Source organism: Streptomyces sp. SS7, from assembly GCF_037993025.1.
Taxonomy (GTDB): domain Bacteria; phylum Actinomycetota; class Actinomycetes; order Streptomycetales; family Streptomycetaceae; genus Streptomyces.
The window spans coordinates 2,738,949-2,765,874 of the sequence record NZ_CP141223.1 but is presented as its reverse complement, the minus strand read 5'-3'; the positions used below and the strand labels follow the sequence as shown (position 1 = coordinate 2,765,874).

Below are 26,926 nucleotides of genomic sequence, written 5' to 3'. Positions count from 1 at the left end.
GTCAGGGCCAGACGGTGGCGGCTTCGGGCCGCAGGTCCGGCCACTTGCGCAGGATGTGGGTGACCTTGTCGGCGGGTACGGCGATCCCGGAGATCTGGGTCAGGAGCCGCACGTACTCCACGTCGTTGACGACCGCGGTGAACTCGTCACCGATGTCGTCGAAGACCAGGAGCAGCCCGTAGCCGGTGTCTGTGCGCTCCAGGCCAGCGCCCCAGCAGAACTCCCGGTAGGCGTCAGCGTCCATGGTGGCGGGGGTGGCGAGCGCCACCCTGTGGATGGTGATCATGTGGTCTCCTCTGCGCTGGCGATGGTGAACAGAGCTGCTCCCCGTACACGGGGCGTACGGGGAGCAGCTCGGGATGGTGGGCAGGTGCGCCGCCGACCGATGCGCGGCCGCGGCGTGCGTACCTATAGGGGCTCTGTGACAGCACTTCGGGGGCTCTCGCCACCCTGATGAGCGACAGATCGAACGTGATTGCCCGGCGCCCGCGCCGCAGGGCCGGCGACCGGCACGCCGAGCTTCCGGCCGCGCAGGGTCGAACTAATATCCCGACGTGGCAAAGGCGAAGTGCAACTACCCCGACGATCTCCTCAACGCGCAGCGCGACCTCCACACGGTGCGCGCCGACCTTGCGTCCCTGTTCAAGAAGCTGCCCTACAGCGTGGAGCCGATGGAGGCCTGGGAGCGCGAGGGCTACTGGCTCGCCACGCCCCGCGCGTACCCGGACTCTCCCGGCTGGACGGACTCGGAGCAGCAGCAAGTCGCCGAACTGCGCGAGCGTGAGCGCGAACTGGCCGCCACGATCATCACGCACGGCTTCTGGAGTGCGGTCGCCGAACCGGAACGCCCGGACGCACGCAGCGGTCTCAGTCACGCCGCCCTGGCGGCGGCCGCGGGCCCGGACGGCGGGAAGCAGGAGGCGTAGCTGCGAGCGAGGGGCAGGACACGCGGCGGTGAACCGCGGCAGGAGCGATGATGCGACGCCGAACTTGTCGCGGATCCGGTCGACGGCACCTTCGGCCACGAGCCGGGGTTCACGGGCCCGGTCGAAGAGGATCTGCTCGGCAGCGTCGGCGCCGTCGATGAGGTGCTCGGCTCAGAGGGCGAGGCCCCGCAGGCGGCCGCGCTGGAGGACGGCGGCGTCCATCATCTTTGGTAGGCGAGGTGGCGCAGGTCGTCCTCGTGCGCGTGCGGCTCCGGTATCCGGCGGGTCTTCGTCCACTGGCTTTCGCCCGCGAACAACGGGGGTCAGGCTGAGTGCGCGGGCTGCAGTACAGGCCGAGGTACACCGGGTCCTGGGCGCGGAGGCCCAGACCCTTGCCGCACGTCTTGCAGCGGTGCCGGGCGGGGAAGAGCTTCTCCTTGCTCGCCGTGGTCATCGAATCGGCCGTCCGTCCCGCTCGCGTTCAAGCTTCAGCTGCTTCCTGGTCGCCTCACGGGCCTTGTCCCGGAAGTAGATCGCCTCCTTGTGCGTGATCGGCGCGTCGTGGAGGTTGTGCGAGCCCCGCAGGAAGTTCTCCGTGCGGTCGGCGATGGAGTACGCCAGCGCCTGCTCGATCACCGCGCTGGTCTGGCGCACCTCGCCCAGCTCGTCGCGCAGCTTGCGCAGCAACCCGTCCCGCTTGCGTTCAGCGGCCTCGATGTTCGCCAGGCGTGCCACCACGCTGCCCAGCAGCGGGTCGCGGGAGCGGAACAGCTCGACGGCGCGCTCGGTGGCAGGATCGGCATCAAGGTGCAGGTCGAGCTGCGCCAGCAGGAACGCCGTCACCAGCGTGCCCTGGCTCAGCCGCTGGCTGAACTCCCGAGCAGCGCTGTCGCTCACGCCCAGCTCACGGACCGCGGCTGCTCGCAGCTGCTCCCGCAGCGCGTTCATGATGCTCTCGGGCAGCGCCTTGATGTGCGGCTGGCTCTGCACGCCGGTGAGCCGGAAGCCCGACTGGGGGAGCGTGGCGGTCTCGGCTGTGCTGCCCGATCCGCCCTTCATTGCCGCACTCTGCACGGCGTCCTGATGGTCGGTGAGCTGGAGCGAGCCGGGCGTTACATGCTCGGGTTCATCCGGTGTGGCGACGACGTCGTGAGAAGTGACTTCCGCCGCGGCAGCGTCCTCGACGTCCGGCTGTGCCCCGGGAGCCGGAACAGCATCAGCCATAGGGCCTGCCGGCGCACCATCCGGGAGCGTCCCGGCAGTTCCTCCCTGTCCACCGACGTCACCACCGCCACGCTGGTTGGATCCGCCGGCCCGGTCGGAGTCGCCGGCGTCGGGCTCGTAGTCCGGCTCCAGGTCCAGGCGATCCTCTTCGGCGTCCACGTCGGGATCAGTCTGCAGACTTTCAACCTCGGGTTGAGAGTCGACGTCGCCAGCCTCGTCAAGCTGCGCCTCCGGCTCGGGCGTTGCCACCTCAGGCTCAGGCGGTGCTGCCTGGGCCTGGACGCGCTTGAGCTCCTCGCTTCCGCCGCGCCGGTAGGCGTCGAGGAAGGACGTGTCCACCTCCATCACCTCGGCGGTGGGTGTGGCCGCTTCCAGCATCTCTGCGAAGTCCCGGCTCATCCGAGCTCACCGTCCTCGTCATCCAGGAGGTAGTTGTCGCCGCGGGTGAGCCCGATGAGGGAGTCGAAGCCTGTGGTGACGACGCGTTCGAGGTTCGCCGAGTTCTTCGCCAGCGCCGCGACCTGGTCGACAAGCTCGTTGAGTCGCGCGATCTCCAGGGTCGGCAGGTCGTAGTCGAGGTTCTCGCGTCGGATCTTCTCGACCACCGCCTCGGCCACGTACTCGTTCACCGAGGAGAACCCGCGCTTGTCAGCCCAGTACTCCGCGCGCTGCTTGTCGTCCGGATCCAGCCGGACGAACATGCCCTGGCGGCCACTACTGCTGCTGCTCTGCGTCGCGCCCGGCGGCTTCTTCTTCGTGCCGCGCACGGGCTGCGTCGCCTTCTCCAACTCCTTCGTGACGGTCATGCGCGGTTTCTCCTTGACTTATTTGTCTGATCTATGAGGCCATCTTATCAATGCTAGTCGATAAGCTATCTGCACTCTTTGCGCTTCCACTCGAATACCAGTAGAGTCGCAGCCGTGCCCAGTCAGTCCCCCTGGCGGCGCATCACCGCAGCGGGTGGCCCTGTTCGATTCCTTTCCTCTCGGGCGGGGTCACCTGCTGCGGACCACACCCACCTTCGCGTGAAGGCGAGAAGAGAAAAGGCCCGGTGCGACACATGGCGCACCGGGTCCTTCGTCTGCCTGATGGACTTCCGCTCAGGGGCCGGGCATGGGAGTCGGCGTCGCATTTGTCGTGCAGTCGACGAGCCCCTGGGTGAACCTCGGCGACTGCCAGATCGCCTTGTCCTTGTCGTTCGGCAGGTGTTCGACGATCGACCCGGCGCCGAGGGGCGCGCCGCCGGCGAAGAAGTGCAGCGCCTCCTGGCTGAAGCCTGCGTTGTACACCAAGGTCGACAGGCACTGGCCGGCCGTCGCGTAGGTCTTCCTCTGACCCTCGTCCAGGGCGTAGGAGGAGAACATCGAGACCAGACCCTTGGTGAGCTCAATGGACGAGTTGACCGGCTGATCCGCGCGGACCTGGTAAGCCGGCTTCAGGTTCGGCTTACCATCTACAGGCTTCGCGGCTGCCTTCGGCGGCACGTAGCTCTGAGTCTTGGGGCTGCTGCCGTTCGGAAGTACAGCCTTGTCGATGCACGCGTCGAAGTCCTCGCGCAGCGACCGCGAGGCCAGGAGCGCAGCGTCGTCCTCGCTCACCTTGTTCAGTCCGTCGATGACTGCACCCATGTCGTCGCCGTCGGCCTTGACGATGTAGGCCAGCGCCTCCTCCGGCATGCCCGCCTTCCGCACTGCTCTGGTTAGGCAGGCCCCGCCATCCTTTCTGAAACTCCCAGTGCCCTGGAAGGCGAGCTTGTCCAGCGCCTCGCCGAGGGCCATGTCGGTGACCTTGACGGTGCTCACGGTCGGGCTCGGCGCAGACGGCGCCTGGGTTGTGCTGCCGTCGCCGCTGGAGCATCCGGCGAGCAGAACGCCCGCGGCCACACCGAGTGCTGCGGCCGCGGGTGCAGCCTTCCTCGTCCTCCAGGTCTTCATCGCTTCTCGCCTCGCCTCGCCTGTTGCCGACCAGTCCGATTGGATCGACTGGTCTCTGAGGGTATCTTATGCGAATGCCTATTGAATGGCAGTCTGTGATGAGTCAGAATGCCGTGAAGTAAGGGGGTGCAGAGGGCGCGCCGAGCGGGGCTCGGGCGCGCAGGGTGCCTGCGGGGCTGTTTGGCGCTTGGGGATCAACGGAGTTGATCCGGAGGGCACTGCGACACGTCGTGCGCGTGCCGGCTACGGGTGGCCCCCTGCCGGGCGGCAGTGCGTGGGCTTCTCATCTCATCCCGTGAAGGACCGCTCGCCATGACTGCTCTTGCTCCTGCCCCGGCCACCACCGACGCCGATCCGGTGACGCTCACGCTGCACATGAGCGATGACCAGAAGACCTGGCACCCGATCGACTTCGACGGCGAGTTCCCCAGGACCTTCAACGAGGTGTTCGCGTCCATCGCCCGCGACCGGCAGCTCGTGCAAGTGCAGACGCTCTGACGCGCATCCGGCTTTCAGAACGAGAGGTAGGTCCGACCATCACTCTGTCTGCTGTGCACGTCCCTGCGCCCATGAAGGCCGGGCCGGTCGTCTACACCGACCAGCAGCTCCTGCACGTGCTCATCCACCTGGCGCAGGGAGAGGAGACCCTGGGACGTCGCACCTTCGAGCAGCGCCGCAGGGGCACCGATCCATCAGCTCCGCTTTACGAGCGCCGCTTCGGCAGCTGGAACCGTGCGCTGGAGCTCGCGGGTCTCGCCGTGACCGAACAGCCCCAGCAGCTCCGGACTGCGACAACGAAGTGGACCCAGGAGCAGCTCATTGCCGCGATCCGGCAGTGCCTGAGGGAGACGGGATCCACGACGCTAGCGGCCTACGAGGCCTGGCGCACTGATCCGGCGGACCTGAAGGGTGATGTCCCGCCGGCCACCACCATCCGCTTCCGTATGGGCAGTTGGTCGCGGGCCACAGAGCTGGCTTGCGGCTGAAATCCATCGGTATCTGCGACACCGTTCGATCCCCGAATGGGGCGATGAACCGCAAGGATCTGGAAAGGGGAACTGTTGTGTCAACCGAAAAGCGACCTCTCACGGGTCTCCGCGTACGAGTCCATGTGAAGGGTGAGACCGTGTATGGGTTTGCCAGGGTCCGCTACAGCAATGACCACAAGCATGCTGGCCACTACGAGGTGGAGCGTGTCTCGGCTCCCCCGATTCTGGTTCCGTTCGGGGATGCCGAACCGGGACCGAATGCCGATCAGATTCCGCCTGGGGTTGAATTTCCGGATCGTCGTGTGGCCTATCGCCCGCTGTTTGCTGAGCCGGGAGTAAAGGAGACATCCGCCAGGGTCTCTGGTGCAAACGTTATCTTCCCCGGAAACATGGAAAGGCTCCGGGAACTGATCGCGCTTGTCCAATCGGGCTGGACCGTGCACTGGACTAGTCACGAGGCCAACGAGTTCCGGGGGCAACTGAGCATTGCCGAAGTCGGTGTATCCGAAGTGAGGATGAATCCGACCAAGGGAGCGCCGAGCCTGTACACATGGCCACTGGAAGGTGACGATTTCACCATTGAGGGTACCGCAATCACCAAGTACAAGGCTGACCATGCATACACCGGCGGTCGAGCGTCCACACTGACACTGCGGTTCGAAGCGCCGCGCTAATCAACAGGCCTGGATCAAAGGGTTCTATTCGAAAGTGCAGCGGACGTGTGAGCCGCCGAAGTAACCGCGGACGATATGCGGCTGGCGTTGGCGGCGGTGGAAGAACCTGCGTCACAAGAACTGCGGAGTCCGTCCCGCCCCCGAGCGGTACGCATCACCCGGAGTGACCGGGAACTCAAAATGCAAGGCTTCCGCAACGCCGTGAACCAACAACTACGGACACGTTGTGTCACCACCCGCCGAGTCCGCGGACACCTCCGCACTACTCAACTTTGAAAACTCCTCTTTTTGCGCTGTGCGCTGTCCAGCCCTGCGCGAATCCCACCACGACCGAGCCGAGGACCCCATGACCGTCATCGCCGCACCGATCACTGACCTCCTCCTGACCGACGCCGCGTCGGCCGAGATGACCCGTACAGGCACCGCGCCTGAACTGCTCGGCGTCGCCGCGCAGTTGCCCGAGCTGGAGTGGTGCCCCTTCTGCTCCTACGACGAGACCAGCGAGCCGGGCCTGCCCCGCGACATCGTCAAACGCACCGTCGAACCCGCCCTCCCGCCCGAGGACTGGGACCCGGGCTGGGGCCAGGGTCCGCTGTACGAGGTCACCTACCTCTCCTGTGGCCACACACTCGCCGAGCTCTGCGATTCGGCGGCTCGACGCTCCACTCACCGGAAGGACCTTCCCCATGTACCCCCTGACGCCATTACAGAGCCTGGCGCTCCTCTTCATCGTGCCGGCCATCGTCGCCTGCATCCTCTGGATCGCCCGTGAGATCAGCACCCAGACCCGGACGCCGGCACCGGCCGCGCCGCGCCCGGCGACCGACGGGTCCACACCCGTCGTGTGCATCGCGGTCCACCGGCCGGACGAGCCCTACGACTACGAGAAGCACGGTCTCTGAAGACCAGCACTCCAATCATCTGACCGCCCTCAACTCCCACGCCTGCCCAACCTGCTGTGCCCGATCTGGTGGCGTGGCGGTTTGGCCGAGACCGCCACGAAGGTGCTGCCGTCCATCATCGAAAAGGAAGGAATCCGCACCGCATGACCAATTCCCGACGGAATCGGATCACCACAGTCGAGGGTCGGCAAGGGGCCATGGCGCGCGGCCAGTCGCCGACCCGTCACGAGTCGCACCTGGCGCCGGTGAATCTGACCAAGCCGTACGTCTACGGGCAGAGCGAGCCGGCATCCCGGCCGGTGGTGCCGGAGGTCAGGCGGCGTAAGCGGCGCAGCGCTCGGGACGTCGTCAAGTCCGTGCTGTCGTCGACGCGCATGGTCGAGTGGCCCGCCGAGCGCTCGGAGGGTGAGCCGACGGTCCGGGAGCAGCTGACGTACGCGCGCATCGTGATCGACGACATGCTCCTCGACCTGGACGTCGGTGATGTGAAGGAGCAAGACGCCCGGTCCCTGCTGCGGACGGTCGAGGACATCTACGCCCAGGTGTCGGGCGTCGAGGTGATCGAGGTCGAAGATGCGAGCGCGTCAGCAAAAGGGCGAGCCTCAGTTCCGATTGAAGGTCCGTGAGTACGAGGGGCGCAATTTCAGTCAGGCATTTGTTGTGCACGTCGATGGAACGCGCACGCCCATCAGTGGAGAGGAATGAACGTGGCGAACAAGGAGACCGAGACGGACAACGAACCGGAGACGTATGTCAGGTATTCGGCGTTCAGCAGGGAGGTTCGGCCGATCGGTGAGCCGATCACTCATGCCGATGACTCAGCAGAAATGCTGACGGAGAACGGGACGCTGGTGCGGGCCCGGCCGCATTACAACGTGCCGACCAGCCAGAGTTGCCTCACGGTGGTCCGGTCGCCGTTCTCCTTTGAGGCGTACGTAAAGCGTCTGATCTGCGACGGCATGGTCCTGGTCGAATTCGCCTGGAAAACCGAAAGCGCACCGTGGCAGATGATGGGCGCGTTCAAGCCGAGCGAACTGCACAATGTGCATTTCTGCGAGTGTGCCGCGTGCAAGGGAAAGAACGGAATTCAAGAATTCGAAGGAGCGTAATCATGTCGAAAATCCCTGAGTTGGGGCTGGACGATGACCTCCCCGGCGCGCAGTGGGCCCGTGAAACGGCGAAGCAGATGATCGCCGAGAGCGGTGAGCCCGGCTACCACAGCTTCCGACGGCTGCCCTCATACGAGGGCTATGCGGGGATGTGCGCGTGCGGGTTCGAGACGCCCGAGCCCTCGTACGAGCACATAGGCGAGCTGACCAAGCTCATCTGGGAGCACCTGGAGCGGGATGTCTTCCCGCCGGTCGACGAGGCCCTGCTTAGGAAAGAGGCCGAGCTGATCAAGCTCGGGGACCTGATCGGCTACCACCGCCTGATCGAGGCGTCCGAAGAGCACGGCATCCGGCACGTGGGCTGGCTCGTCGCCGGGACGCGCGGATCGATGCGCCTCAAGGACCGCGCGGAGTTCGGCGCCTTCCAGGGCTCGTGGATCAAGTTCAGCACCGAGAAGCAGGAGGGCTGAACATGTCAGTCGTCGGCTACACGTATGCACACGACAACCTCTGCCCCTCCTGCACGGTCGGACGGATGCGAGCGAACGGCATCAAGGTCGCCCGCAGCAGTGAGCAGGACGAGGCCATCCGACGGGCCGCCGAGCGGGTCGGAGTCGACTACAGCGACGAGCATTCCTACGACGCCAGCGACTTCCCGAAGTCGATCACCAGCCAGCAGGCCCGCACGGAGCTGACCGAGCTGCCGGACGGAGAGCGCGGCGAGATCGAGGACGAGAAGTGCGACCGGTGCGGGAAGTGGATGAAGCTCGGGGAGAAGTCGCCGACCGAGGCCGGTCTGACCCGCTGGGTCCGCGACGACTACGAGCTGCCGCAGGCCCTGGCCCGAGAGATCGCCAGGAAGTTGCGCGAGTGGGGCCTGTCGCACCCGGAGTTCATCACGGAGGACAACGTCCGCCAGGCCGCCGTGATGTTCCCGCATGACTACGCCACCGTGCACGCCGAAGGCAACCCGCAGCGCATCGTGCTGATGCGCACGCCGCAGTACGACAACGACCCCTGCTTCTACTGCGAACAGCCCTGGGAGAAGCACACGTTCACCTGCACCACCTGCGGCAACCACGTGCCGGCCGATGCGCCGCACGGCCACGAGGTCCAGGTCAAGGGGCAGATCAAGTTCCGTGAGGCCAAGCCCACGACATGAGGGGGAAAACACCCATGCCCGCAGTCTCCGAGCCGTACGACGCCAACGGATCGCACAACGTGCTGACCGGCATGCTGGCAGCGCTCCGCAGCACTCAAGGACGAGGCGTGAAGCTGACGCCGGTTCAGAGCGGATTCCTGGAGCACTTCGGTGCGATCGACCAGGCGGCCCGCGAGGGCGGCCGACTCCCGGACGCCTGGCACGCCCAGCCCGGCATGCAGACCGACCACCCGCACATGAATGTGCTCGTCTGCGAGGGGGACCGGGTGATCTCCGAGGCGAACCGCAACATCCTCAAGGTCAAGTGCGGGGAGCTGCGGTCGGCGCTCGAAGCATGGAAGCAGCTCAAGTCGGAGGGCGACAGCCCGCGCGCCGAACGTGAAGAGCTGGAACGCGCGGCCGGCGAAGCAGAGAACGTCGCCAAGCACCTTCAGATCCTCGGCGTTCTCGACGGGGTCTTCGAAGGCTGGGAGATCTGACCGTGATTCTTCTGATGGGTCGCTGGGACCACGGCGGCAATCTCATCGTCGAGTCGTCGGACGAGTTCCCCGACGACATGCCGGAAGAAACCATCACCGCCCTGGTCGACGAGCAGGACGACGAAGACCGCATGGCGTGGGCCGCCTCTTTCCTGGTCGACGACCACAAACGCGCGCTGCAAGAGGCGTACGAGACGTACGTCAAGGACGAGGGCACGCACATCATCGACAAGGTTTGGGGCGTTCTGGTCGACGCCTAGATGTCGGGTCCGGCCGATGAGCAACGAAAGCCCGTCCTCCCCTGTGCGGCATTCGGCGGGTTCGATTCCCGGACCGGGCACTTACACACATTCGTCTCAGCAGCAGAAAGGGAAACCATGGGTGCGAGCATGCGCGAAATGCGCGAGTCGGCTCGTGAATACCTCGAATGGGAGGGGCGCGACCCGGAGCGGTATAACATCGACGGCATCGTTCGGGACGCCTGGGTCAACGGCAACGGGTCGGACGAGGTGTGGAAGGCGGCCGTCGAAAAGCACCACATCCGGTTCATGGTCGGTGACTGGGTGCGCATCACGGTGGAGGTCGAGGACGGTTTCACCGAGTACCACTACGGGCCGATCGAGAACTTCCGCAAGCCCGACGGGAATTTCTACCGCCGTAACATGGTCAGGCCGTACGCCGCCTTTCTCCACCCGGAGTACACCCGTAGCCACGTTGTGCCGCTGTCCGAGCTGGTCGCGGAGATCGAGGACTTCGAGATCGTCACCGAGTGGTCCCAGGTCCACGAGGGTGGGCCGCAGCACAACTACGGGGTCTACCAGTGCATCGGCGGTCACGGCCCATACCCGCCGCCCGCCACGGTGATGGTGATCCACAAGGTGTCCGGGCGGAAGAAGCGGTTCTGCGACGCCTGCAACACCCCGGAGAAGCGGGCCGATCTCGCCGACGAGGCACTGATGTCCCAGCGCAACGCCAAGCAGACGATCTTGGAGTTGCGTGCGGACCCGACGCTGATCACGGGACCGGTCACCGACTACCGGGAGGTGTGGGAGAAGTCCGACGCCGACGTGTACCGGGAGTGGGCCGAGACCTTCCCCTGGCTGGTCCCGGCCCCGGCTGCCGAGATGTACGCCGCATGGAAGGAGCAGCAGGGTGCACACACCGCTGCGTAAGACGTGCACGACGGGCGGCTGCCAGAGCAGGGCGACCCACCTCCTGGAGTACAACGACGACTCCCCGCTCGCGGACAACGTGCGCCGGGTGCACGACCAGGTGTGCGAGGAATGCGGCAACAACTACATGCGCACCAACCGGGTCAAGCGCTGGCGCCCGTACCTGGCCCGCAACGGTGCCGCAGAGCAGAGCATGTCGCCGAGGATCAGGGTCCGGATTCAGTTCGACGACGAGCCCGACGCGTACCCCCGGGATAGCGACTGGTGGGACGTCAAGGACGCAGCAGAAATGCGCGCGGGTCTGCTCCAGGTATACGTCATCGACATCATCGACAGCATCGGCGAGGTCATCACGGAGTGCCCGAACCGGCTGGCCGGCCCCGGCCTCGAAGGCGTCTACCAGCGGCCCGCCGAAATCGAAGAGAAGTGGCTGGCGTACTGCGCCACCGATCACTGGACCCCGTATTTCGGTATCGGGCCCGGCGACTTGGTCACCTTCGGCGGAGAAAACCTGCTGGTGGTCAATTACGACCAGGTCGGCCAGGACTACGGCGACATCGGTGCCAACACCGGATTCATTCTCTGCCAGCCCACCACCACGACAGCCGTCCGTCTCCTGGTGTGGGTCGAGGAACTGAAGAAGGTCAGAGAGGTCACCACTGGAAGGAAGCGGAGAAGTGAGCCTGGCTCGAACGGTTGAAGTGGTCTGGTACTACCGGGACCCGCTCGGCGGCCCGGGGCAGGACGAGACCGCGGATCGCAAGACGGACGTGATCCTGCTGGAGAAGTACGCCGACGAGCACAACATGTCACTGGATGTGTTCGGCGAGGTCCGTCGCTCCCTGGCCGTGAAGTACTTCGGAGAGAGCCTCAAGGGCAACAATATCTTCGCCGACAGCATCACGAGCGTCTGCAACTGCGAGTCGACCGAGGCGTGCGAGTACGCCGAGTTCGACGGCCGCCGGTTCAGCCTCAGCGACGGCTCGCGTATCGGCAGCATGACGATCCGCGAGAACGTGCCGAACCCGCGCGAGGGCTACCCGAACTCCAAGCTCGGAGTGGAGAACGTCAAGAAGCAGTGGGCCGAGCTGACGCTGGCCGCGATCATCGAGCAGGAGGGGCACCGGTGAGCAACGTGCAGGAGCACCTGGCGAAGATGCTGCGGATCGTCGGCATCGAGAAGATCACCGCGCGGAACATCGAGAAGGTGTGGGTCCGCATCCGGATGTGGGAGGACGCCGTCCGGTGCTCCCGATGGGACGCTGACGCCGACGAGCAGCGGTTCACAACGGTCGAGGAAGTCCGCGAGAACGTCGGCGTGGCCGCAGCCGACGGCACGAAGAAGCTGACGGACGTACAGTTCGACAGGCAGCTCGCCCACAGCGTTCGGGCCGAGGCCGAGAAGTCGTACACGTCCCTCACCCGCTTCAACTGAGTACGTGCTCAGGGAAGACGAGGCCTTCGTCCAGGAGAACGGGCGCGTCTTCATCTTCAAGAGGAACCCCTGACCAATGAAGATCGCCGTTGTCAGCTCGACCGCGCTGCTCACCACGCCGTGGAGCAGCCTCCACCACATGCCGCTTCCCGCACCGAGCGACTTGGCCCAGGATCTCGTGCGGTCCTACCGCCTGATCGGACGACTACAGCAGGCGCACCAGGCAGAAGGCAGCGCAGAAGAGTGGCAGTCCGCAATGAGGGTCATCACGGACGCAGCCGCAGCACGGGTCAGGACCAGATCCAGCTATATCGAGAAGATCCGGCAGCTCGCTGCCGACAAGACGTACCTGATCGACAACGGGCTCTGTCACGAAGAGCAGTAGACCCAAGGACGCCACAACAACTCAGCGGCTCACCATTCCGGTGGGCCGCTGTTGTTATGCCGGAAGGAGGACAACGTCGCCGTCGAGGCCACCCACGGCGCACTGGCCGACGAGATCGAGGTGATGAACCGAGCCCGGGCCGCCTTCTACGACCTGATGGTCAAACACACACGGACCTCATCAGCGCCGGGTTCTTCGGCCGGCCCACCTCCTGAAAACCTCCAAGGAGACCTGACCATGCCCCGCTACACCCTCGTCGAGCACGAGAACCTGGCCAACTTCGTCGTCGCCATCGCGGTCACCCCGAAGCTGGAGGCCAGGGCCAAGCAGCATATGGGCGTGATCTTCGACGACTATGCGAAGGCCGACACCGTCGCGAACGAGATCAACGACTGGGCCTGCGTCCAAAACGAAGACGTCGAGCCGCTGTACCCGAACCGCGTCGCGCACCTGACCGGCTTCTCCTCGAAGTGCCGGGTCGACGGACGCCGTCTCTACATTCCGACCACCACTTCCGACACCGCGATCAAGGAGAGCTGACCGTGCAGGAGCCGAAGTTCAACCCGCCCTACGGTGGCGTCATCAGCCACGTCACCGATCCCGCCGAGCATCACGGCTACGTGCACATGGTCGCCTGGGCCGTAGAGATCGGGTCCCACGCCGAGTACATCAAGGATCGGTGCGCGAAGGCGAAGGCCGCAGGCGCCCCGCTGGACACCCTGTACGAGCGTTCGGGTCCCTGCGGGGTCGGTACCGGAGAGTGGGTGCGGTTCAGCGACATCAACACCACCGGCCACGACGCGGCCCGCGGGTTCGTACGCATCGAGCAGTACGTGCGGGAGCTGGTGCGCTACCAGCACGCCGTTGCTCAGCACCGTAAGTGGCGCAGGACGGCGCCGCCGCTCAAGACGTTCACCGTCACGATCACGGCTCCGATCACCACGACCGTCCGTGCGCTGGACGAGGAGGACGCGCGCCGGACGGCGATGGCCGGCTGGGCGCCGAGCCCGGACGGCACCGCAACGGCCCGCCTGACCGGACCGCCCGGATCGTGGGTCGCGAAGTTCAACGGCACCCCGAGCGTCAAGGAGGTCCGGCGATGAACCCGATCGAGCTGCGCGCGCTGATCCACAAGGACCTGAACGCGCAGGCCGGCACGCAGTGCAGAGACATCCTGACCGTCGAACCGATCCTGACGGTGCCTGGCGAGCCCGTGCGCCTGCGGGTGCAGGCGCCGGACCCGATGGGCGCGATCCGCACCGACCTGATCGAGATCAGCGAGGAGCGCTGACGCCGCCTGCTTGCGTCGTTCCCGGCCGGTGTGGAGGGGGGACTTCGGCGCCTACGGTGCCGGGCTCGCCCGGGTGCTGGCTGCCGCCGGTGTCACCGTTGGGGACATGGGCCGTCCGGACCGGACCGCAAACGCCGCTGGGCTCAGAGGGGCCACGGCGGGTCAGTCACACTTGGCCGAGGTGAAGTCGTCGACGAAACCGCCCTCGCCGGCCGGCTCGTCTGCCCGCTCGCGGGTGCTCATGACGTACGCGCCGGCCTCGCCGACCTGTTCATCGCCTGCCCGCTCGACGGCGCCCCGCAGCCGCTCGTACGTCGCGGCGTCGAGGGTGCCCTCGGCACGCAGCGCGTCGAGCACGCCGAGGGTGTTGTCTTCCAAGGTGCGGCCGGCGTCGTCAGACGCTTTGAGAACCTTCGCGATCGCTTCGAGGCCGACGTCGCCGTCGGCATACATGGCGGTCAGTTCGCCGAGCACGCGCCCCGCGTCGTTGGGCACGAGGTACGGCCGGTAGCCGAAGGGGCGCCGTACGCGCGTCTCGGGGTCGTCCTGGTGGCTGGTCTGCTCGGTCACGGTGTCTCTCCGGTGTTCATCGGCGCGGGCCGTTCTGCGAGCGAAAGCCTGCGAGAAACCCCACGGTTGTTCGGGATGTGCCGTGGCGCCCTGCGGGACTGCGGGACCCGCTCGGCGGGGTGCCGAGCGGGTGCTGCTGGGGCGGCCGGTCAGTCTTCCCAGTGCATCTCAGGTACTGCGGGCAGCCCGGCGTCTTCCCGGCGCTGCATCTCACGTCGTACTGCGTCGGCCGACTCCTCACTGAGCCCGCCGAAGTGCTGTCCAAGCAGTGTGTCGCGGTGCGCGTCCGGCTCGGCGTCCATGTCGTCGATCGCGGCTGCCTCTGCTGCTACTTCCGCCCAGAGCTTCCCGTTCACGTCCTCGATCACTCGGACATGCATCGTGGCATCGCCGGAACTGCCCAGGGATCCGTACCACTCTCCGTGTTCACGCGTAGCGGCCTTGACGTCTCCGGAGGCCAACGCCCGCTTCACGTACCTCGCATCACGCACGAATGTGCTTGTCGCCTGATCGAGGCGACTGTCAATCGCCGCGATGGCTGCCTCGCCGGCCTCTTCGATTGTCGCGTGCCGCGTGAATGCCCCGTCGATCGACAGCAGACAAGCAGTCATGACCGCATTGTCGCGTTCCACGGTCAACGGTGCCGCCCATTCTGCGACTTCCAACCTCCCAGGAACCCGCGGTTGTTCGTGACGTATGTCGTCGACGCGCCCCCACGTCTGCCGCCCGCGGTCACCGTACGACGGCGACCACTGCGGCGGCGGCGAGCAGCCGCACGAGGTTGCCGACGAGGATCTGCAGCGCGAGCATGCCGAAGTAAGAGCCCGCGCCCGCGCCCGCAGCGAACACGCCCTTCGCGGCGGTGCGCTTCGCCTGCGGGTCGAGCCCGGACGGCGCCGGGGGCGGGGCGTAGGCGACCGGCTGATACTCGGGCCCGTACTGCCGGTGCAGCATGCCGTCGATGCGCACCTACCCGATCACGCGCAGGCGGGGCGGACGCGAGGTGCTGCTCGGCGGCGGGCACGACCTCGGGCACGCGGGCGATGCGGGCCGGGTGTACGGCTCGGGCTGCATCTGTTCGGCGTCAGCCGCGAGACCGCCTGCCAGCTGCTGACCTCGGCCGGGGACAACCCCGAACACATGCGGTCCGAGAGGGCGTTCGCGCACCTCGCCGGTGTCGCTCCGATCCCGGCCTCGGCCGGCCGTACCCACCGCCATCGCCTCAACCGCGGCGGTGACCGGGCCGCGAACAACGTGCTGCACACCATCGTGCTGGTCCGGATGCGCTTCGACGAACGCACCCGCGCCTACGTCGAACGCCGAACCAAGGAAGGGCTGTCCAAGAAGGACATCATGCGCTGCCTCAAGCGACTCGTCGCCCGCGAGGTCTACCGCGCCCTGACCAGCACACCGGCCACGCACATCACTCAAAACGACCTCGCTCCAGCTGCTTGACAGCTCTAGGAGCATCCTGAGAACGGAAAATCCGATGAGCACCGAGCTGTATGACGGGCTGCGGCTGACCGCGCACGCGCCCGACCTCTTCGAACTCACCCGCGTGATCTCCAAGCGCATGCGTGAGGTCTTCCGCGAGCTGGCTGTGCCCGTCATCGCCAGGAATGTCGCCCGCGTCGTCGATGACACCGTGGTACGCGAACGCGACATGGGCGGCCCCCTGCACAACTACACCGTCTACCGGGCCCGGAAGCTCTGGCTCGACGAGCAGGCCGGGCTCGATGACCGCATGACGTTCCACGACCCGCTCCGTTTCAGCATCGTCTTCGGCCAGGTCGACGACGACTACGGCACGCGCCGGCTGGCGTACCCCTTCGCCGGGAACCGCGCGTACACCGACGCGCTCAGGGCTCTCGAAGCCGACGGCCGGCCCTTCTTCGTCGACTACCACTACCAGAACCAGGCTGACCGACCGAAGGAGATCCGGAAGGACGAGTGGATGCGCCGGCGCGACGACTGGAACCTTCTGTTCGACGCCGACGACCGCGAGACGGACGGCACCTTGGGACATCTCCCCGGCTGGCAGCTCCCGGACAGCATCGAGGGCGTCTTCGACGCGGTGCTGCTCGGATACAAGGACACCACCATCGATCTGAACGCGCACTGCACCATCGAGCACCGCATGCGCCGGGCACTCAACCGGGCGGTGACCCGCGACCTGGACCTCGACGAGGTCAACGGCATCAGCAGAGTGCTGACCCGCAACAGGCGTATCGAGCGCGCGATCGAGCTCTACCTGAGCACTGCCGACGGAGCAGCGATGCTCCGACCTGAACCGTTGCCGGATGCCCGAGACCTCGACATCGCACTCAGCGAGCTGCCACCGGTCTATGAGCCTCCAGCTGAAGCCGTTGCCCGGATCAGCGAGCTGTATCGCGAACAGGTTCCGGTCGGTGACTGATCTGGATCGACGCAGTCGATCCGGAAGTAGATCTGCAGGGGCATAGGCATCCCCCTCGCCCACGGGCGCGATCGCTTCGTGGGCTCGAATCCTACCGCTGTGCCGGAGCCCATGAGGTCGGTTGTCTTCCTGCCGCTACGAGCTCAACGCCGGCGCCGCCGCAGTCGCTCACCCCATCGGACAGATCACCTTCCGAACCAGGAGCACATCATGTTCGGCATCATCCGCACCCGCACCAACCGGCAGCTCAACACCGCGATCCAGGAGCTGCACGACCGTGCTGAGTCCGAGCGCCGCCGGCGCCTGACGACCGAGCAGCGCATCGAGCGGGCCCTGGCGCTGCTGGAGGGTCAGGACACCGACCTGGCCGCCCGGCTGCGCGCCGTACTCCAGGGGGACCAGCCGTGACCACGAACCGGCACCATCCTGCCGCCCCCGCCTTATCGCTCGCGCTTCACGCCCACGGAGCATGCGAAAGCGGAGGAGGCATCAGCTGATCGCGCCCATCGGCGTCCACAATCCACATCACGAGAAGAGAGAGACCACCATGGCTGAGTCCACGACCACCGTGAAGCACGACGTCACCGTCGACTTCGGCGGCATCGAGCTGACCGGAGCGCTCGTGCACGACGACGAGAACCGTGTGCTGGAACTCGAAAACGCAGAGGGCCCCGCCGAGCCCATCTCGATCAGCCTGCAGGGCTACGGTCTCACGCCCGAGCCCGGGAACGTCTTCATCAAGGACTGGTCTGAACACTCGGGCTTGACGGCTCGCCTGGCGCAGGCAGGTCTGGTGACGCCCATACACGCACTCACCGTTGGGCCTTACCACTCGACGGCCTACGAAGTGCAGGTGACGCTGTAGGACTCCCGCCCCTGAGTTCCTCGGTCCGTTCCTCGTAGGCGCTCTCATCATCTTCGCAATGGCCCTGGTGTTCTGGTTCACCACCGCAACGTTCCACCGGGCCAAGATCGCGGATCTCGAACGTTCCTACCGGCTCGCCTGCACGAGAGGCGACACCGCCAGGGCAGGCCAGGTAGAAGCCGAGCTGCGGGACATCCGGACATCACGTCGGGGGTCTGGTCGGGGAAGTGGCCGGTAAACCAGCGAGAAACACGAGTCTGATCGGCGAAGCCGATTCGGGACTCGGAATGACAAAGCATTCGATCAGCACAGCTGATTCAGATGAAGCATTTGAAAGAGAACATCGTCTGATCAGCGAAGCTGATCCGGATGGTGGCATGACAGACAACTGAACATCTCAGCTCAACCCACCCAACTGCGCGCGGACGACGACGTCGACCGTGCGCTGTGCTGTATTCGAGGAGAAGAACTCATGTCGAACCCCCGCAACAACGGACAGCTCATCGGCCGCCTCGCGAACGACCCCAAGGTCTTCGAGAACAAGGACGGTTCCAAGAAGGTCCTCTTCACGGTCTTCACCGACCGCGCCTACACCAACGCGCAGAACCAGCGCGACTCGGACGCCGTGCCGGTCGAGGCCTTCGTCCGCGCACAGACCCAGGGTCTGGGCCCCTACGCCAACATCCACAAGGGCGACCTCGTCGCCGTCGGCTTCTCGCTCCGCATGGACCGCTACACCAAGAACGGTGAGCAGGTCTTCGACCTGAAGGTGATCTCCGAGGACATCACCTTCCTGGAGCCGCGCTCCGTGACCCAGGCCCGCCTGAATGAGCGCGTGCAGAACGCCGAGGCCCAGAACCAGGCCCTGCAGGCCCAGGCTGCTCCCGTGGCGGCTGCCGCCCCGGCCGTCGCGCACGCGAGCGCCGTGGACGAGCAGCTGCCGTTCGGCTGAGCCAAGCCGCCACAAGCCACAATTGAATACCGAGAATCGAATACAGCGATCCCCGGTGATGGAGCCTGTCCCGCTCCGTCACCGGGGATCTTCGTTTTCGCTGAATCTCATGTCACCACGAAGGGGATCAGCGAACAACATCCTTGTCACGTCTGGAGGTCAGTCGTGAGCGCCGTCGCCATCTTGTAGGAGACCCTGCCGTTCGACTTCGCGGCCAACACACCGCTCTACAGCGAAGAAGACCGCCTGGCCGACCAAGAGCTGTGCAAGGGCTACCTGAGCCGCTGGGCCGGCGCATTCGGCTCTGGCCACCAGGCGGCGCAGCCCGTCACCTTCGAGGATTTCCGGGCAGCCGCACGGCGGTTGGCCCAGTAGACCCACCACAGACTTCTGCACGGAGCGGTTCGAATCCGCAGTACGCCGACTGATCCTCGGCGTGCGCCAGTGGGCACACCGTGCAGACCGACCGCGGAACAGGTTCGATTCCTGAGCGCTGCAGCTGATCCCCGCGGCGCGTCCCTGGAGATCTCCGCGGCTCCGGCTTCCCCAGCACCCCGGTGCGCGCTCTGCCTTTGGGCAGCAGATGCGCCGGGGTGCTGTGTTTTTTCTTCTTCGTGGCTCGCCTTGCTCGTCCCGTGAAGGCAGTGAGCACAAGGGATCAGCGGAGCTGATCCGGATCTGGCGTTGAAGAACATCCTCGTCGCGTCAGGAGCCGAGCCATGAACTGCCCGAACTGCGCCATCGACATGGAGTCGAACGCCCACGGCGTCCGCGCCAGCAAGAAGGCCGAAAAGGTCACGCACACGTGTTCCGAGTGCGGCTACAGCGAGACGCGCTGACCAGCGGCTTCTTCGCCCTGCCTTTCCTCTTCTTCTACTGCGATCGCGAAGGAAACCACGCCGATGAACACGCTCCAGACGATGCCCGGCTTGCCCATCATTCTCATCGTCTTCGCCGCCGCCCTCGCGACGATGGGACTCGCCTTCCTCCTGCCGGACCTGATCGGACGGAAGCCGAAGGCCAAGAACCACGACGGCAGGCCCGGCCAGCGCGTCCGGCCCGCCGTCGGCAGCTACGTCCTCCTCGCCGAGCCCAGCGGCTACCTCGAATACGAGTTCGGCGCAGTTCCTGGCAGCATCGGCATCGTCGTGCGTCATTCCCTGAACGACATCGACACCGGGGTGTTCGTCCACTGGCTGACGAAGTCGGACGACCTCGTGCACCAGGACCTCGCCGCCTTGGAGGCCGCGCGCATCCACGGCGTGCGCTGCGAGCTCGACGAGCTCGCCTTCTTCGAACACGCGCCGGCCGCCAGGCCCCAGCACCGCCCACTGGCCCAGCACTGACCACCATGAGCTTCCTCAGCCGCATCGGCTTCATTGAGACCGCAGAGCAGGAGCAGGCCCGGCTGGCTCAGGCCCCCGAAGGCTCGACCAACCACTATCTGTCCACCCTGCCCGTGACCATCGAAGGCTGGCCCAAGGACCTGGTCGTCGAGCTGCCCTGGCAGCAGCCGCGCACCGATCAGTCGTACCGCGTCGTCGTGGTGCCGATCGAGTTCCGCAAGGATCCCCTGCCCGACGGCGTCGAGGAAGAGCCGCTGCCGCGCAAGCGCCACTCCGGCTCCTGGACCTGCGCCGTCGTGTACTCCGACCACCCGAGCTACCCAGTCGGCGGCTACCGCATCGTCGTCCCGGCCGCCGAGCTGGCCCGCGGCCGGAAGATCGACCTCGCCGAGCCCGCAGCATGAGCACGACCCTCGACCGCCCCGGCACCAACACGGACAGCAACACCCTCTTCGACTCGATCGTCGAGAACGAGGAGCGGGTGAAGGACGACGGCGCTGGTGACCACAACCGCCTGAGCCACTACATCAGCAAGGAGGACATCGTCCGTTCCTCCATGACGGGCGAGCCCGTCTTCGCCCTCTGCGGCAAGAAGTGAAGAAGTGGACCCCGTCGAAGAACCCGGAAAAGTACCCGGTCTGCCCGGAGCGCAGGCAGATCTGGGAGAGCCACCAAGGAGGCGTAGCACCATGACCATCAGCGAAGAGCAGAAGGTCGCCGCCGTCCACCGACTGAGCATGATGTCCGAGCGGCACCCCGAGCTGAAGCGCCGCGTGGCGGACGCCCGGCTCGAGCTCGCTGCCGCCATTCTCGCCATGGCCGCCGTGGAGGAACGCATCCAGGCCGGGGAGAAGATCCACTCCCTCCAGGAGCAGGCAGCCGTCGAATTGGCGAAGAACGCCCATGCCCAGGCTCTGGCGGACCTCCTGCGGGGCGAGTACTGAGCCGCACGCGCTCGCCCCCGCAGCCATCACCGAACCACCCATAGGAGGCTCCGTCATGCCCGATGCACCCGAATACACGCCCCGCAGCATCTACACGCTGGAACCGCACGCTGATCTTGTGACCGCCGAGAACGGATACATTCCGATCGAGGCCATCGCCGAGCGCGTCTACGGCAAGCCGTACAGCTCGCTGCGCGGATGCCAGCGGGACGACGAGCACATCGGCAATGACAGCGTGAAGCTCTACGAGCTCACCTCCGACGGGGACTACCTGCAGGCACTCGGCGACCTCGACGGCGCCGAGATCTACCTGGGCTGGGACTCCCGCACCGGCGAGAGTGCCTTCAAGACCGGCATGACGGAGCTGGACTACTGGCTGAGCATCCGCGTCGCCGACGAAAACACACCAGCCACCGTCGAGGCGAACCCGCCGGCGACGCAAGACCTTGAGAACGCCGTGTTCGAGGACCGGTTCTTCGCCGATCGCGCCTTCTCGCCGTCGCTGCGGCTGGTCCTGGCCGATCTGATCCGCCGCGGCGAACTGCCGCGCGGCGACTACCTGTTCCGGCACTGGTGGTGATCGAAGCGGAACGAAGGTTGGAACCATCGCTCAGTCTCAGACATCCGTCTTCGACGTCGCCGAGTACATCCTGCAGAAGCACGCCGCGGCCGAGCCCGCCCGGCCGGCGATGACCGCGATGAAGCTCCAGAAGCTCGTCTACTACTGCCAGGCCTGGCACCTCGCCTGGGAGGGCAGAGCCCTCTTCCCGGAAGCGATCCAGGCATGGGCCTCCGGGCCCGTCCCTGAGATCTACGAACTGCACCAGGGCTACTTCACCGTCCAGGCCGGCTTCTTCGCCAAACGGCTGCGCGTGCGCAGCGACGTCGAAACCACCTGACCACGCTCAGAATGAGAGAGACCCAGCACCATGTACAACACCCCTTTACGTCAACGCCAACGTCTGCGTGACTGGGCGATCTCGATCGCGATAGTTGCCGCTCTGGTCGCAGGCGTGTTCCTCTGGCTCAACCACATCAAGGAGCAAGACGCCCAGGAGCGGGCTGCCATGGCGAACACGAAGATCGTCTACGTCGCGGACCCCGTGCAGAAGCTCGTCAAGCGCACCGACGGCTCCTACTACAAGGCGACCCCCGAGGCGGAGACTCCGTACACCGGCACCTACGACTACACGACCATCGAAGACCACAACGTCGTCGTGCCCAGAAGCGTGTCGGTAGAGGAGCGCAGAGCTCAGCCGTCGTTCCTGTGGCACCGCTCGACGTTCATCAACGACATCACGGTCCGAGTCATCGATCCACACGAAGCAGACCAGACGCCGCGCGTCGAGCGGCTGCGCTGCACGGTCGAGCCCGTCGATGCGTCGAAGCCGAGCTACACCGGCGACCCGCACGACAGGAGTCGGCTGAAGATCGGGCCCGACCAGGAAGGCACGGACGCAGGAAGCCAGCAGCTGTGCCAGGACCGGGTCACGATCCTCGTGCCGGACGGCAGCATCCAGCCGTAGCCGACTGGGGCTCACCTCTGGGCGTCGGCAGGTGAATTCCGCAGAACTCCCGCTTGCTGAGCATCACGCTCGCCGGGCGGGGGTCCTTCTTTGTCTGCCTGATCAGCGGAGCTGATCCGGTCTGGTCTTCAGGGTATGAGGACCCGTGCACGGCGCGCGGCAAGGCGGCCCGCATCGCGGCGGTCGCTGAGCTGCACGACGGCAACACCCCCGAGGCTCCGGCTCCGGCGGAGTACCGCAACGGCGCGGGCAGCAGCCTCGGGCAGACGGAGGCCACGGCGGAGGCTGCGGCCGCTCTGGCCGCGCACCCACCTCAAAGGCACGGCCTCCGCGTGCCCGGCGTGCCCCTCAGCGGCGGGTGAGCCCCGAGCGCCGTATGGCGATCAGCGCCGGTCTGGTCCCCGCCCGTCCGCACGGACCAGGACGCACCGCTCTTCTGATCCACCACCCGCGCCGCCCGGTAGGCCGGTTGCCCGGCCGAACCGGGCCGCACGCACTTAGCCCCACCCACACTCCATCGATGTGAGAGGTACACCATGCTTTCCTGGCCCCACGACCTGAGCAAGACCGCCTCCGCCGCCGCCGAGCGCACCGGCACGATCCTCAAGGCCGCGCTGACGGCGCACGGCGTCACCTTCCGGGTGGTCAAGCCCTGGCGCTCCCTGCCCGGCGCCTCCCTGGTGACCACCGCCCCGGGCCAGCCGGACGTGTGGATCGACGCGCACTCCCACACCAACGGCCCCGCCATGTCCGGCTACGACGTGCCACTGGCCGGACTGTTCGGCATCAGTGCTGTGATCACCGACGAATTCAACACCCGTTATGTGCACTACGACTTCACCGAGGCGCCCATCACCGACCCGGCCGCCGCCGCCGACGCCATGGCATCGGCCGTCGCCGCCCACCTGGCGGCCTATCCGTCCCTGACCGGCGCGCAGTGGGTCACCATCGCATCCCACCCGGCCAGCCGCACCGAATACCGGGAAGTCGTCACCTCACACGGCACGTGGGCGCACGCATCCTCCCCCACCGGCTACACCACCGGCCCCAGCCTGGACACCGCAAGTGTCTGGGGCGCCTACCAGCGGCGCGTGGCCGACCTCACCGCCGAGACCCGCTGAACCCGCGACCGGCCGCGACCGCGGCGAACTCTTTGGTGGTACCGGCTTGGCTCCACCTGGGACCTGATCCCCGCCTACCGCACCGCGCGCGGCCTGACCGTCCAGGGCACCTGACGCCCCAACCCCCTTACGGCGCCCTGCACCTGGGTGGGACGTCCACGGCCGCGTAATCCGAACCAACCCGAGGAGGAACCCCCGCATGTCCACGCTCACCGCACGCCCCAGCCTCACCAAGACGCACCCCGCGTATGACGGCCACACCGGCGCCATGCTCCGTGACGCGCTCGAAGTACTCGGGATCGTGCACCACGTGGACCAGCCGTGGCGTGGGCTGCCTACGGAGTACCTGGTGTGCAGCGTGCCGGGGCGTGCGCGGGTGTGGATCCACTGTGTGGCCGACCCGTCCGCCCGCACCCCGGAGGACCGCCGGTTCGCCGATCACTACGACCTGCCCACGGTCGCACTGCGGGCCGTGGCCGCCATAGTCACCGACGACGAGTCAACCCGGTTCGTGTTCAACGGGTTTGGCGACGAGCATAAGCCCACGGCGAGCGCTGGCATGCAGGCCGGGCAGTGTGCTGCCGCCGTGGCCGAGCACTTCGGGCTGACGGTGCCGGAGCCTGAGTACACCTGTCTGCACTGCGCGCGCGTTATCGAGTGGATCGAGGCCGACGGGCAGGGCGCCTGGTACGACTCGTCCAACCGGACCGGGTGCGTGGACGGCGAGAGCCTGCACGCCCCGGAGCCGCTGTGCGGCTGGTGCGAGGACTACGGGTTGATCGAGGTCTTCGACGACTCCACCGACGCCCTGAAGGGGCACACCACGTGCGACAACGCGCCGTGTGTCGCCCGGCGCATTATGCGCAGCAATCAGGCCGAGCGCGAGCGCCAGGCCGCGCAGGCGCAGGCCGCCGCGCACGAGTGCACCGGCCCCCTGTGCTGCCCCCCGTTCTAGCCCTCATGGCGCCCCCGACCCTGCGAGGAGTGCGGCCGGTTCGAGACCGGCCGGGGCACTCAGCACACACCCGACCACGGCAGCAACCCGAGAGGAAACCCAGCATGACCACGCAGGCCCGCAGCATCGTCCGGGAGACTGCCAAGCCCGAATACACCCGGTACACGCCGACCAACGGCAAGAAGCCTGACGGCGCTGACTTCGGCGTTGACGGCTGGCTGTTCGCGCTGCCCGGCGAGACTCTCGGCGGTGTCCGGTTCCCGCAGGCCATGTACGCCGCCTTTCAGGTGAGCGAGCGCGGCGCGCTGTTCTGGAGGGTGCGGGAGGTGGGGGGTGAGCGCAGGCAGATCGGATCCGACAGCACGACGCGTAAGGGCGCGCTCGCGCTCGCGGTGAACACGGTTGCCCAGCAACGGGAGAAGGCCGCCGCGCCGGCAACTCGCGAGCAGGGTACCCGTGCACACGGCGCCGCGTGGCGTATGGCCGCCGAGGGCGGCGAGCGTTCCCAGGTGTCGGCCACCATGACCGAGCGGCTGGAGCGAATGCGTGCGGGCCAACTCGCCGCCCTGCCGACCGTCGCGGAAATCCGCATGGCGTACCCGCTCGCCGGTGGGGGCGCCACGCTGCGGCTGATGACCGCCGAGGGCAGCACGGCGGAACGCCACATGATCCCGCTCACGGAGCAGGGCGCGGCCGGTCGGGAGAACGACCCCGCCGGTATCTACCTGGACGCCATCACCGACGGCGCGAACACGGAAGGGCTGAAGACCGCCGCCGGCTGGCACCTGATGCGGCTCGGCTTCAACTACGCGCGCGGTGCGGCCTGGGCGCCGTACACCGGCTGCGCGACCAGCGAGGCGCAGTGGAAGGAGTGGTCGCCGATGCTGCCCGAGGGGCACCGGTGGCCGCACACGGTGCGCGTCGCCATCACGGCGACGGCCGAACACCTCGCCTACATCGACCGCGCGTACGGTCCCGCGCCGGAACTGCCGGGCCTTCCGGCCGGTGTGAGCGCGCACCCGTCCGGCCCGCGTTCCTGGCAGATCAGCTACGCCAACCGCCGGTTCTGGCAGCTCTCCTACTGGCCCCGGATGGGCGGCGACGTGTGGACCCTGTACGCCGACCCGGCCCGTACCAAGTCCCTCGCCAGGGCCGCGAGCCCCGGCGAACTCCTCGCCACCATCCCCGCCCGTGACGCCGAAGCGCAGGCCCGCGCGGCGGCCCGCAAGGGCTACTGAGAGAAGGGTTACTGAGACGGGATCCGACACGATGACGGTCACGATCACTGCGGCGCACGGCGGTTGGTCCGGTGCCACACGGCCAGCATGCGGCGCGCGGAGACGCGATCCTCCGCCTCGTCTGGGCCTCGGAGCAGTGCAGCTCGAAACAGGAGCTGGAGAGCGAGGGAACTGAGTTCAGGCTCATTGGCTGGAGTGAGTGAGCCCGCCCGCCTCCGAGTGAGCCCGCTCCCCCGCACACCCGCCCCACCACCCTGGCGAAGCCATGGCCGCCAGTGACTTCCCCAGCAGCGATTGCTGGGATCAGTCCACCACCGACACATGGCAGCTCGATGACCCGGTCATCGAGGCCGCTGGACGCCAACACTCGTGGTGGTCCGTCGACCGCAAGCCCCCGGCGGCTCCGAGCTGCCGGTGAAGGCGCTGGAGGGTTGCCACCACTACACCGCCGTGCCGCAGCGCTGAAAGGATCGGGCCATGTCTGAGATCAACGCCAGCCAGGGCGACCCGCAGCAGGAAACCGTCGCGTACCTCATGGGCAGTTTCTGGTTCTGTCCGCCCTGCGCACGGGAGCGGGACGACATCGAGACGCTGATGCCCGCGCGACGCTCGGACCTGATGGCCGTCTACGCGTACCGCTGCGACCAGTGCGGGAAGCCCATCCGCTGACTGATCGTCCCAGCAGAACCGATGCCCCGGCCGCTTGCCGGGTCTGTGCGCCATGCCTTCCCTGCCCGCCGGAACCACTCGCCGGATGCGGTCATGGCTGCCCACAGTGGCCATACGACCTCGCCGGGGTCGCTGACGTCCAGGTTCCGCCGCGCGACAGGCGCGGCCATCGTGGTCGTGTTCACCGTGTGCTCCCCCTCTGTCCGTGCCCAGACTCTCGAGCCCCGCCACAACCCCGGCCGCGACCGGCAACGGCGAGGAAGGTCAAGACGTGGGCCACGGTCCCGGGGGTGCTCGCGGACTTGGCGCTAGGACCGCAGTCCGGCGCACTCCCGGAAACCCGGGCACGCGGACGCACATGTTCCTGCAGGAGAACGGCACGCCTGCCGAGGGCGCGGGGTGCGACACCGCGTCCCGGTACTGGACCGCCCCCGAGTCGGACGACCAGTACCCCGACACCACCACCTGGCAGTTCTGGAACGGGGAGCAGTGGCGGGCGCTCGACCTCCCGGACATACCGAGCTGAACACCCCGACGAACGTGGCCCACGCATTCCGTTCGGATCAACAGCGCCCTGATGTACGACCAGGTCGCCGTGAACCTCACGCACGAGCCAGTCGTCGGCATCGGCTCCGCCGCCAG

General features: G+C 66.8%; 45 protein-coding genes and 1 pseudogene. 39 read left to right on the top strand and 7 right to left on the bottom strand.

Going from position 1 to position 26,926, the window contains the following annotated elements:
• Position 1: 1 nt before the first annotated feature.
• On the bottom strand, positions 2-286 hold the full coding sequence (locus U5640_RS12525) for a hypothetical protein (RefSeq protein WP_340375898.1): 285 nt from the start codon (positions 284-286) through the stop codon (positions 2-4).
• Positions 287-554: 268 nt separating this feature from the next.
• On the opposite strand from U5640_RS12525, the gene U5640_RS12520 reads away from it, so the two are divergent.
• Positions 555-926: a nucleic acid-binding protein gene (locus tag U5640_RS12520; RefSeq protein ID WP_340375897.1), complete on the top strand. Its 372-nt coding sequence runs from the start codon at positions 555-557 to the stop codon at positions 924-926.
• A 450-nt stretch (positions 927-1,376) separates the two neighbouring features.
• Here the strand turns inward: U5640_RS12520 and U5640_RS12515 are convergent, their stop codons facing one another.
• From U5640_RS12515 to U5640_RS12505, 3 genes are all read right to left on the bottom strand, one after another.
• Positions 1,377-2,549, bottom strand: coding sequence for a hypothetical protein (locus U5640_RS12515; RefSeq protein WP_340375896.1), 1,173 nt, complete (start codon positions 2,547-2,549; stop codon positions 1,377-1,379).
• Positions 2,546-2,956 (bottom strand): hypothetical protein, encoded by a 411-nt coding sequence (locus tag U5640_RS12510; RefSeq protein WP_340375895.1) that lies wholly within the window; start codon positions 2,954-2,956, stop codon positions 2,546-2,548. The genes U5640_RS12515 and U5640_RS12510 overlap by 4 nt, the downstream gene beginning before the upstream one ends.
• 294 nt (positions 2,957-3,250) lie before the next feature.
• The gene (locus U5640_RS12505; RefSeq protein WP_340375894.1) at positions 3,251-4,084 is read right to left on the bottom strand and encodes a hypothetical protein; all 834 of its coding nucleotides are present in this window, start codon (positions 4,082-4,084) and stop codon (positions 3,251-3,253) included.
• Positions 4,085-4,396: 312 nt separating this feature from the next.
• Between U5640_RS12505 and U5640_RS12500 the strand changes: the two genes are divergently transcribed.
• The 19 genes from U5640_RS12500 to U5640_RS12410 all read left to right on the top strand — a co-directional run bounded on the left by U5640_RS12500 (position 4,397) and on the right by U5640_RS12410 (position 13,682).
• Positions 4,397-4,582, top strand: a complete 186-nt coding sequence (locus U5640_RS12500; RefSeq protein WP_340375893.1) for a hypothetical protein — start codon at positions 4,397-4,399, stop codon at positions 4,580-4,582.
• A gap of 71 nt (positions 4,583-4,653) precedes the next feature.
• Positions 4,654-5,070 (top strand): hypothetical protein, encoded by a 417-nt coding sequence (locus U5640_RS12495; RefSeq protein WP_340375892.1) that lies wholly within the window; start codon positions 4,654-4,656, stop codon positions 5,068-5,070.
• A 44-nt stretch (positions 5,071-5,114) separates the two neighbouring features.
• Entirely contained in the window at positions 5,115-5,747 is a 633-nt protein-coding gene (locus U5640_RS12490; RefSeq protein ID WP_340375891.1) for a hypothetical protein, read from the top strand.
• Between the two features lie 346 nt (positions 5,748-6,093).
• Positions 6,094-6,519: a hypothetical protein gene (locus U5640_RS12485; protein WP_340375890.1), complete on the top strand. Its 426-nt coding sequence runs from the start codon at positions 6,094-6,096 to the stop codon at positions 6,517-6,519.
• A complete protein-coding gene (locus U5640_RS12480; RefSeq protein WP_340375889.1) occupies positions 6,479-6,649 on the top strand; it encodes a hypothetical protein in 171 nt (56 codons plus the stop codon). Before U5640_RS12485 ends, U5640_RS12480 begins: the two co-directional genes overlap by 41 nt.
• A 197-nt stretch (positions 6,650-6,846) precedes the next feature.
• Positions 6,847-7,275, top strand: coding sequence for a hypothetical protein (locus tag U5640_RS12475; protein WP_340375888.1), 429 nt, complete (start codon positions 6,847-6,849; stop codon positions 7,273-7,275).
• 81 nt (positions 7,276-7,356) lie between these two features.
• Entirely contained in the window at positions 7,357-7,758 is a 402-nt protein-coding gene (locus tag U5640_RS12470) for a hypothetical protein (RefSeq protein WP_340375887.1), read from the top strand.
• A gap of 2 nt (positions 7,759-7,760) precedes the next feature.
• Positions 7,761-8,228: a hypothetical protein gene (locus tag U5640_RS12465; protein ID WP_340375886.1), complete on the top strand. Its 468-nt coding sequence runs from the start codon at positions 7,761-7,763 to the stop codon at positions 8,226-8,228.
• 2 nt (positions 8,229-8,230) lie between these two features.
• Positions 8,231-8,920, top strand: a complete 690-nt coding sequence (locus U5640_RS12460) for a hypothetical protein (RefSeq protein WP_340375885.1) — start codon at positions 8,231-8,233, stop codon at positions 8,918-8,920.
• 14 nt (positions 8,921-8,934) lie between these two features.
• On the top strand, positions 8,935-9,399 hold the full coding sequence (locus U5640_RS12455; protein WP_340375884.1) for a hypothetical protein: 465 nt from the start codon (positions 8,935-8,937) through the stop codon (positions 9,397-9,399).
• Between the two features lie 2 nt (positions 9,400-9,401).
• Entirely contained in the window at positions 9,402-9,659 is a 258-nt protein-coding gene (locus tag U5640_RS12450) for a hypothetical protein (protein WP_340375883.1), read from the top strand.
• A 138-nt stretch (positions 9,660-9,797) separates the two neighbouring features.
• Entirely contained in the window at positions 9,798-10,571 is a 774-nt protein-coding gene (locus U5640_RS12445) for a hypothetical protein (RefSeq protein WP_340375882.1), read from the top strand.
• The gene (locus U5640_RS12440) at positions 10,552-11,271 is read left to right on the top strand and encodes a hypothetical protein (RefSeq protein WP_340375881.1); all 720 of its coding nucleotides are present in this window, start codon (positions 10,552-10,554) and stop codon (positions 11,269-11,271) included. The genes U5640_RS12445 and U5640_RS12440 overlap by 20 nt, the downstream gene beginning before the upstream one ends.
• Positions 11,249-11,701: a hypothetical protein gene (locus tag U5640_RS12435; protein ID WP_340375880.1), complete on the top strand. Its 453-nt coding sequence runs from the start codon at positions 11,249-11,251 to the stop codon at positions 11,699-11,701. Before U5640_RS12440 ends, U5640_RS12435 begins: the two co-directional genes overlap by 23 nt.
• A complete protein-coding gene (locus tag U5640_RS12430; protein ID WP_340375879.1) occupies positions 11,698-12,006 on the top strand; it encodes a hypothetical protein in 309 nt (102 codons plus the stop codon). The genes U5640_RS12435 and U5640_RS12430 overlap by 4 nt, the downstream gene beginning before the upstream one ends.
• 76 nt (positions 12,007-12,082) lie before the next feature.
• Positions 12,083-12,391 (top strand): hypothetical protein, encoded by a 309-nt coding sequence (locus U5640_RS12425; protein WP_340375878.1) that lies wholly within the window; start codon positions 12,083-12,085, stop codon positions 12,389-12,391.
• A gap of 237 nt (positions 12,392-12,628) precedes the next feature.
• On the top strand, positions 12,629-12,931 hold the full coding sequence (locus U5640_RS12420; RefSeq protein WP_340375877.1) for a hypothetical protein: 303 nt from the start codon (positions 12,629-12,631) through the stop codon (positions 12,929-12,931).
• A 2-nt stretch (positions 12,932-12,933) separates the two neighbouring features.
• Positions 12,934-13,494, top strand: coding sequence for a hypothetical protein (locus U5640_RS12415; protein ID WP_340375876.1), 561 nt, complete (start codon positions 12,934-12,936; stop codon positions 13,492-13,494).
• On the top strand, positions 13,491-13,682 hold the full coding sequence (locus U5640_RS12410; RefSeq protein WP_340375875.1) for a hypothetical protein: 192 nt from the start codon (positions 13,491-13,493) through the stop codon (positions 13,680-13,682). Before U5640_RS12415 ends, U5640_RS12410 begins: the two co-directional genes overlap by 4 nt.
• 162 nt (positions 13,683-13,844) lie before the next feature.
• On the opposite strand, the gene U5640_RS12405 is transcribed toward U5640_RS12410, so the two are convergent.
• The 3 genes from U5640_RS12405 to U5640_RS12395 all read right to left on the bottom strand — a co-directional run bounded on the left by U5640_RS12405 (position 13,845) and on the right by U5640_RS12395 (position 15,221).
• A complete protein-coding gene (locus U5640_RS12405) occupies positions 13,845-14,252 on the bottom strand; it encodes a hypothetical protein (RefSeq protein WP_340375874.1) in 408 nt (135 codons plus the stop codon).
• A 149-nt stretch (positions 14,253-14,401) separates the two neighbouring features.
• Positions 14,402-14,863, bottom strand: a complete 462-nt coding sequence (locus U5640_RS12400) for a hypothetical protein (RefSeq protein WP_340375873.1) — start codon at positions 14,861-14,863, stop codon at positions 14,402-14,404.
• Between the two features lie 121 nt (positions 14,864-14,984).
• Positions 14,985-15,221 (bottom strand): hypothetical protein, encoded by a 237-nt coding sequence (locus tag U5640_RS12395; RefSeq protein WP_340385700.1) that lies wholly within the window; start codon positions 15,219-15,221, stop codon positions 14,985-14,987.
• A 111-nt stretch (positions 15,222-15,332) separates the two neighbouring features.
• On the opposite strand from U5640_RS12395, the pseudogene U5640_RS12390 reads away from it, so the two are divergent.
• The 19 genes and pseudogenes from U5640_RS12390 to U5640_RS12300 all read left to right on the top strand — a co-directional run.
• Positions 15,333-15,707 (top strand): annotated as a pseudogene (locus U5640_RS12390) (IS110 family transposase); the annotation flags it as partial.
• Positions 15,708-15,741: 34 nt separating this feature from the next.
• A complete protein-coding gene (locus U5640_RS12385) occupies positions 15,742-16,668 on the top strand; it encodes a hypothetical protein (RefSeq protein WP_340375872.1) in 927 nt (308 codons plus the stop codon).
• Positions 16,669-16,878: 210 nt separating this feature from the next.
• A complete protein-coding gene (locus tag U5640_RS12380) occupies positions 16,879-17,076 on the top strand; it encodes a hypothetical protein (protein ID WP_340375871.1) in 198 nt (65 codons plus the stop codon).
• Positions 17,077-17,215: 139 nt separating this feature from the next.
• Positions 17,216-17,533, top strand: coding sequence for a hypothetical protein (locus U5640_RS12375; RefSeq protein WP_340375870.1), 318 nt, complete (start codon positions 17,216-17,218; stop codon positions 17,531-17,533).
• 472 nt (positions 17,534-18,005) lie between these two features.
• Positions 18,006-18,485, top strand: a complete 480-nt coding sequence (locus U5640_RS12370; RefSeq protein ID WP_340375869.1) for a single-stranded DNA-binding protein — start codon at positions 18,006-18,008, stop codon at positions 18,483-18,485.
• A 929-nt stretch (positions 18,486-19,414) separates the two neighbouring features.
• Positions 19,415-19,831, top strand: a complete 417-nt coding sequence (locus U5640_RS12365) for a hypothetical protein (RefSeq protein ID WP_340375868.1) — start codon at positions 19,415-19,417, stop codon at positions 19,829-19,831.
• Between the two features lie 5 nt (positions 19,832-19,836).
• Positions 19,837-20,235: a hypothetical protein gene (locus tag U5640_RS12360; RefSeq protein ID WP_340375867.1), complete on the top strand. Its 399-nt coding sequence runs from the start codon at positions 19,837-19,839 to the stop codon at positions 20,233-20,235.
• Entirely contained in the window at positions 20,232-20,429 is a 198-nt protein-coding gene (locus tag U5640_RS12355; RefSeq protein ID WP_340375866.1) for a DUF3039 domain-containing protein, read from the top strand. The genes U5640_RS12360 and U5640_RS12355 overlap by 4 nt, the downstream gene beginning before the upstream one ends.
• Positions 20,426-20,524 (top strand): DUF3039 domain-containing protein, encoded by a 99-nt coding sequence (locus U5640_RS12350; protein ID WP_340375865.1) that lies wholly within the window; start codon positions 20,426-20,428, stop codon positions 20,522-20,524. The genes U5640_RS12355 and U5640_RS12350 overlap by 4 nt, the downstream gene beginning before the upstream one ends.
• Positions 20,521-20,775 carry a hypothetical protein gene (locus U5640_RS12345; RefSeq protein ID WP_340375864.1) on the top strand — a complete coding sequence of 85 codons (255 nt, stop codon included), beginning with the start codon at positions 20,521-20,523 and terminating at the stop codon, positions 20,773-20,775. The genes U5640_RS12350 and U5640_RS12345 overlap by 4 nt, the downstream gene beginning before the upstream one ends.
• Positions 20,776-20,830: 55 nt before the next feature.
• Positions 20,831-21,355 carry a hypothetical protein gene (locus tag U5640_RS12340; protein ID WP_340375863.1) on the top strand — a complete coding sequence of 175 codons (525 nt, stop codon included), beginning with the start codon at positions 20,831-20,833 and terminating at the stop codon, positions 21,353-21,355.
• Between the two features lie 118 nt (positions 21,356-21,473).
• Positions 21,474-21,674, top strand: a complete 201-nt coding sequence (locus U5640_RS12335) for a type II toxin-antitoxin system antitoxin SocA domain-containing protein (protein WP_340375862.1) — start codon at positions 21,474-21,476, stop codon at positions 21,672-21,674.
• Between the two features lie 114 nt (positions 21,675-21,788).
• The gene (locus tag U5640_RS12330; RefSeq protein ID WP_340375861.1) at positions 21,789-22,301 is read left to right on the top strand and encodes a hypothetical protein; all 513 of its coding nucleotides are present in this window, start codon (positions 21,789-21,791) and stop codon (positions 22,299-22,301) included.
• Between the two features lie 53 nt (positions 22,302-22,354).
• Complete coding sequence (locus U5640_RS12325; protein WP_340375860.1) at positions 22,355-22,663, top strand: hypothetical protein; 309 nt, start codon at positions 22,355-22,357, stop codon at positions 22,661-22,663.
• 174 nt (positions 22,664-22,837) lie between these two features.
• Positions 22,838-23,422, top strand: coding sequence for a hypothetical protein (locus U5640_RS12320; RefSeq protein WP_340375859.1), 585 nt, complete (start codon positions 22,838-22,840; stop codon positions 23,420-23,422).
• Between the two features lie 199 nt (positions 23,423-23,621).
• Positions 23,622-24,377, top strand: coding sequence for a hypothetical protein (locus U5640_RS12315; RefSeq protein ID WP_340375858.1), 756 nt, complete (start codon positions 23,622-23,624; stop codon positions 24,375-24,377).
• Between the two features lie 104 nt (positions 24,378-24,481).
• The gene (locus U5640_RS12310) at positions 24,482-25,615 is read left to right on the top strand and encodes a hypothetical protein (protein WP_340375857.1); all 1,134 of its coding nucleotides are present in this window, start codon (positions 24,482-24,484) and stop codon (positions 25,613-25,615) included.
• A gap of 477 nt (positions 25,616-26,092) precedes the next feature.
• Positions 26,093-26,284, top strand: coding sequence for a hypothetical protein (locus U5640_RS12305; RefSeq protein WP_340375856.1), 192 nt, complete (start codon positions 26,093-26,095; stop codon positions 26,282-26,284).
• Between the two features lie 358 nt (positions 26,285-26,642).
• Positions 26,643-26,810 (top strand): hypothetical protein, encoded by a 168-nt coding sequence (locus U5640_RS12300; RefSeq protein WP_340375855.1) that lies wholly within the window; start codon positions 26,643-26,645, stop codon positions 26,808-26,810.
• The last annotated feature ends 116 nt before the right edge of the window (positions 26,811-26,926 follow it).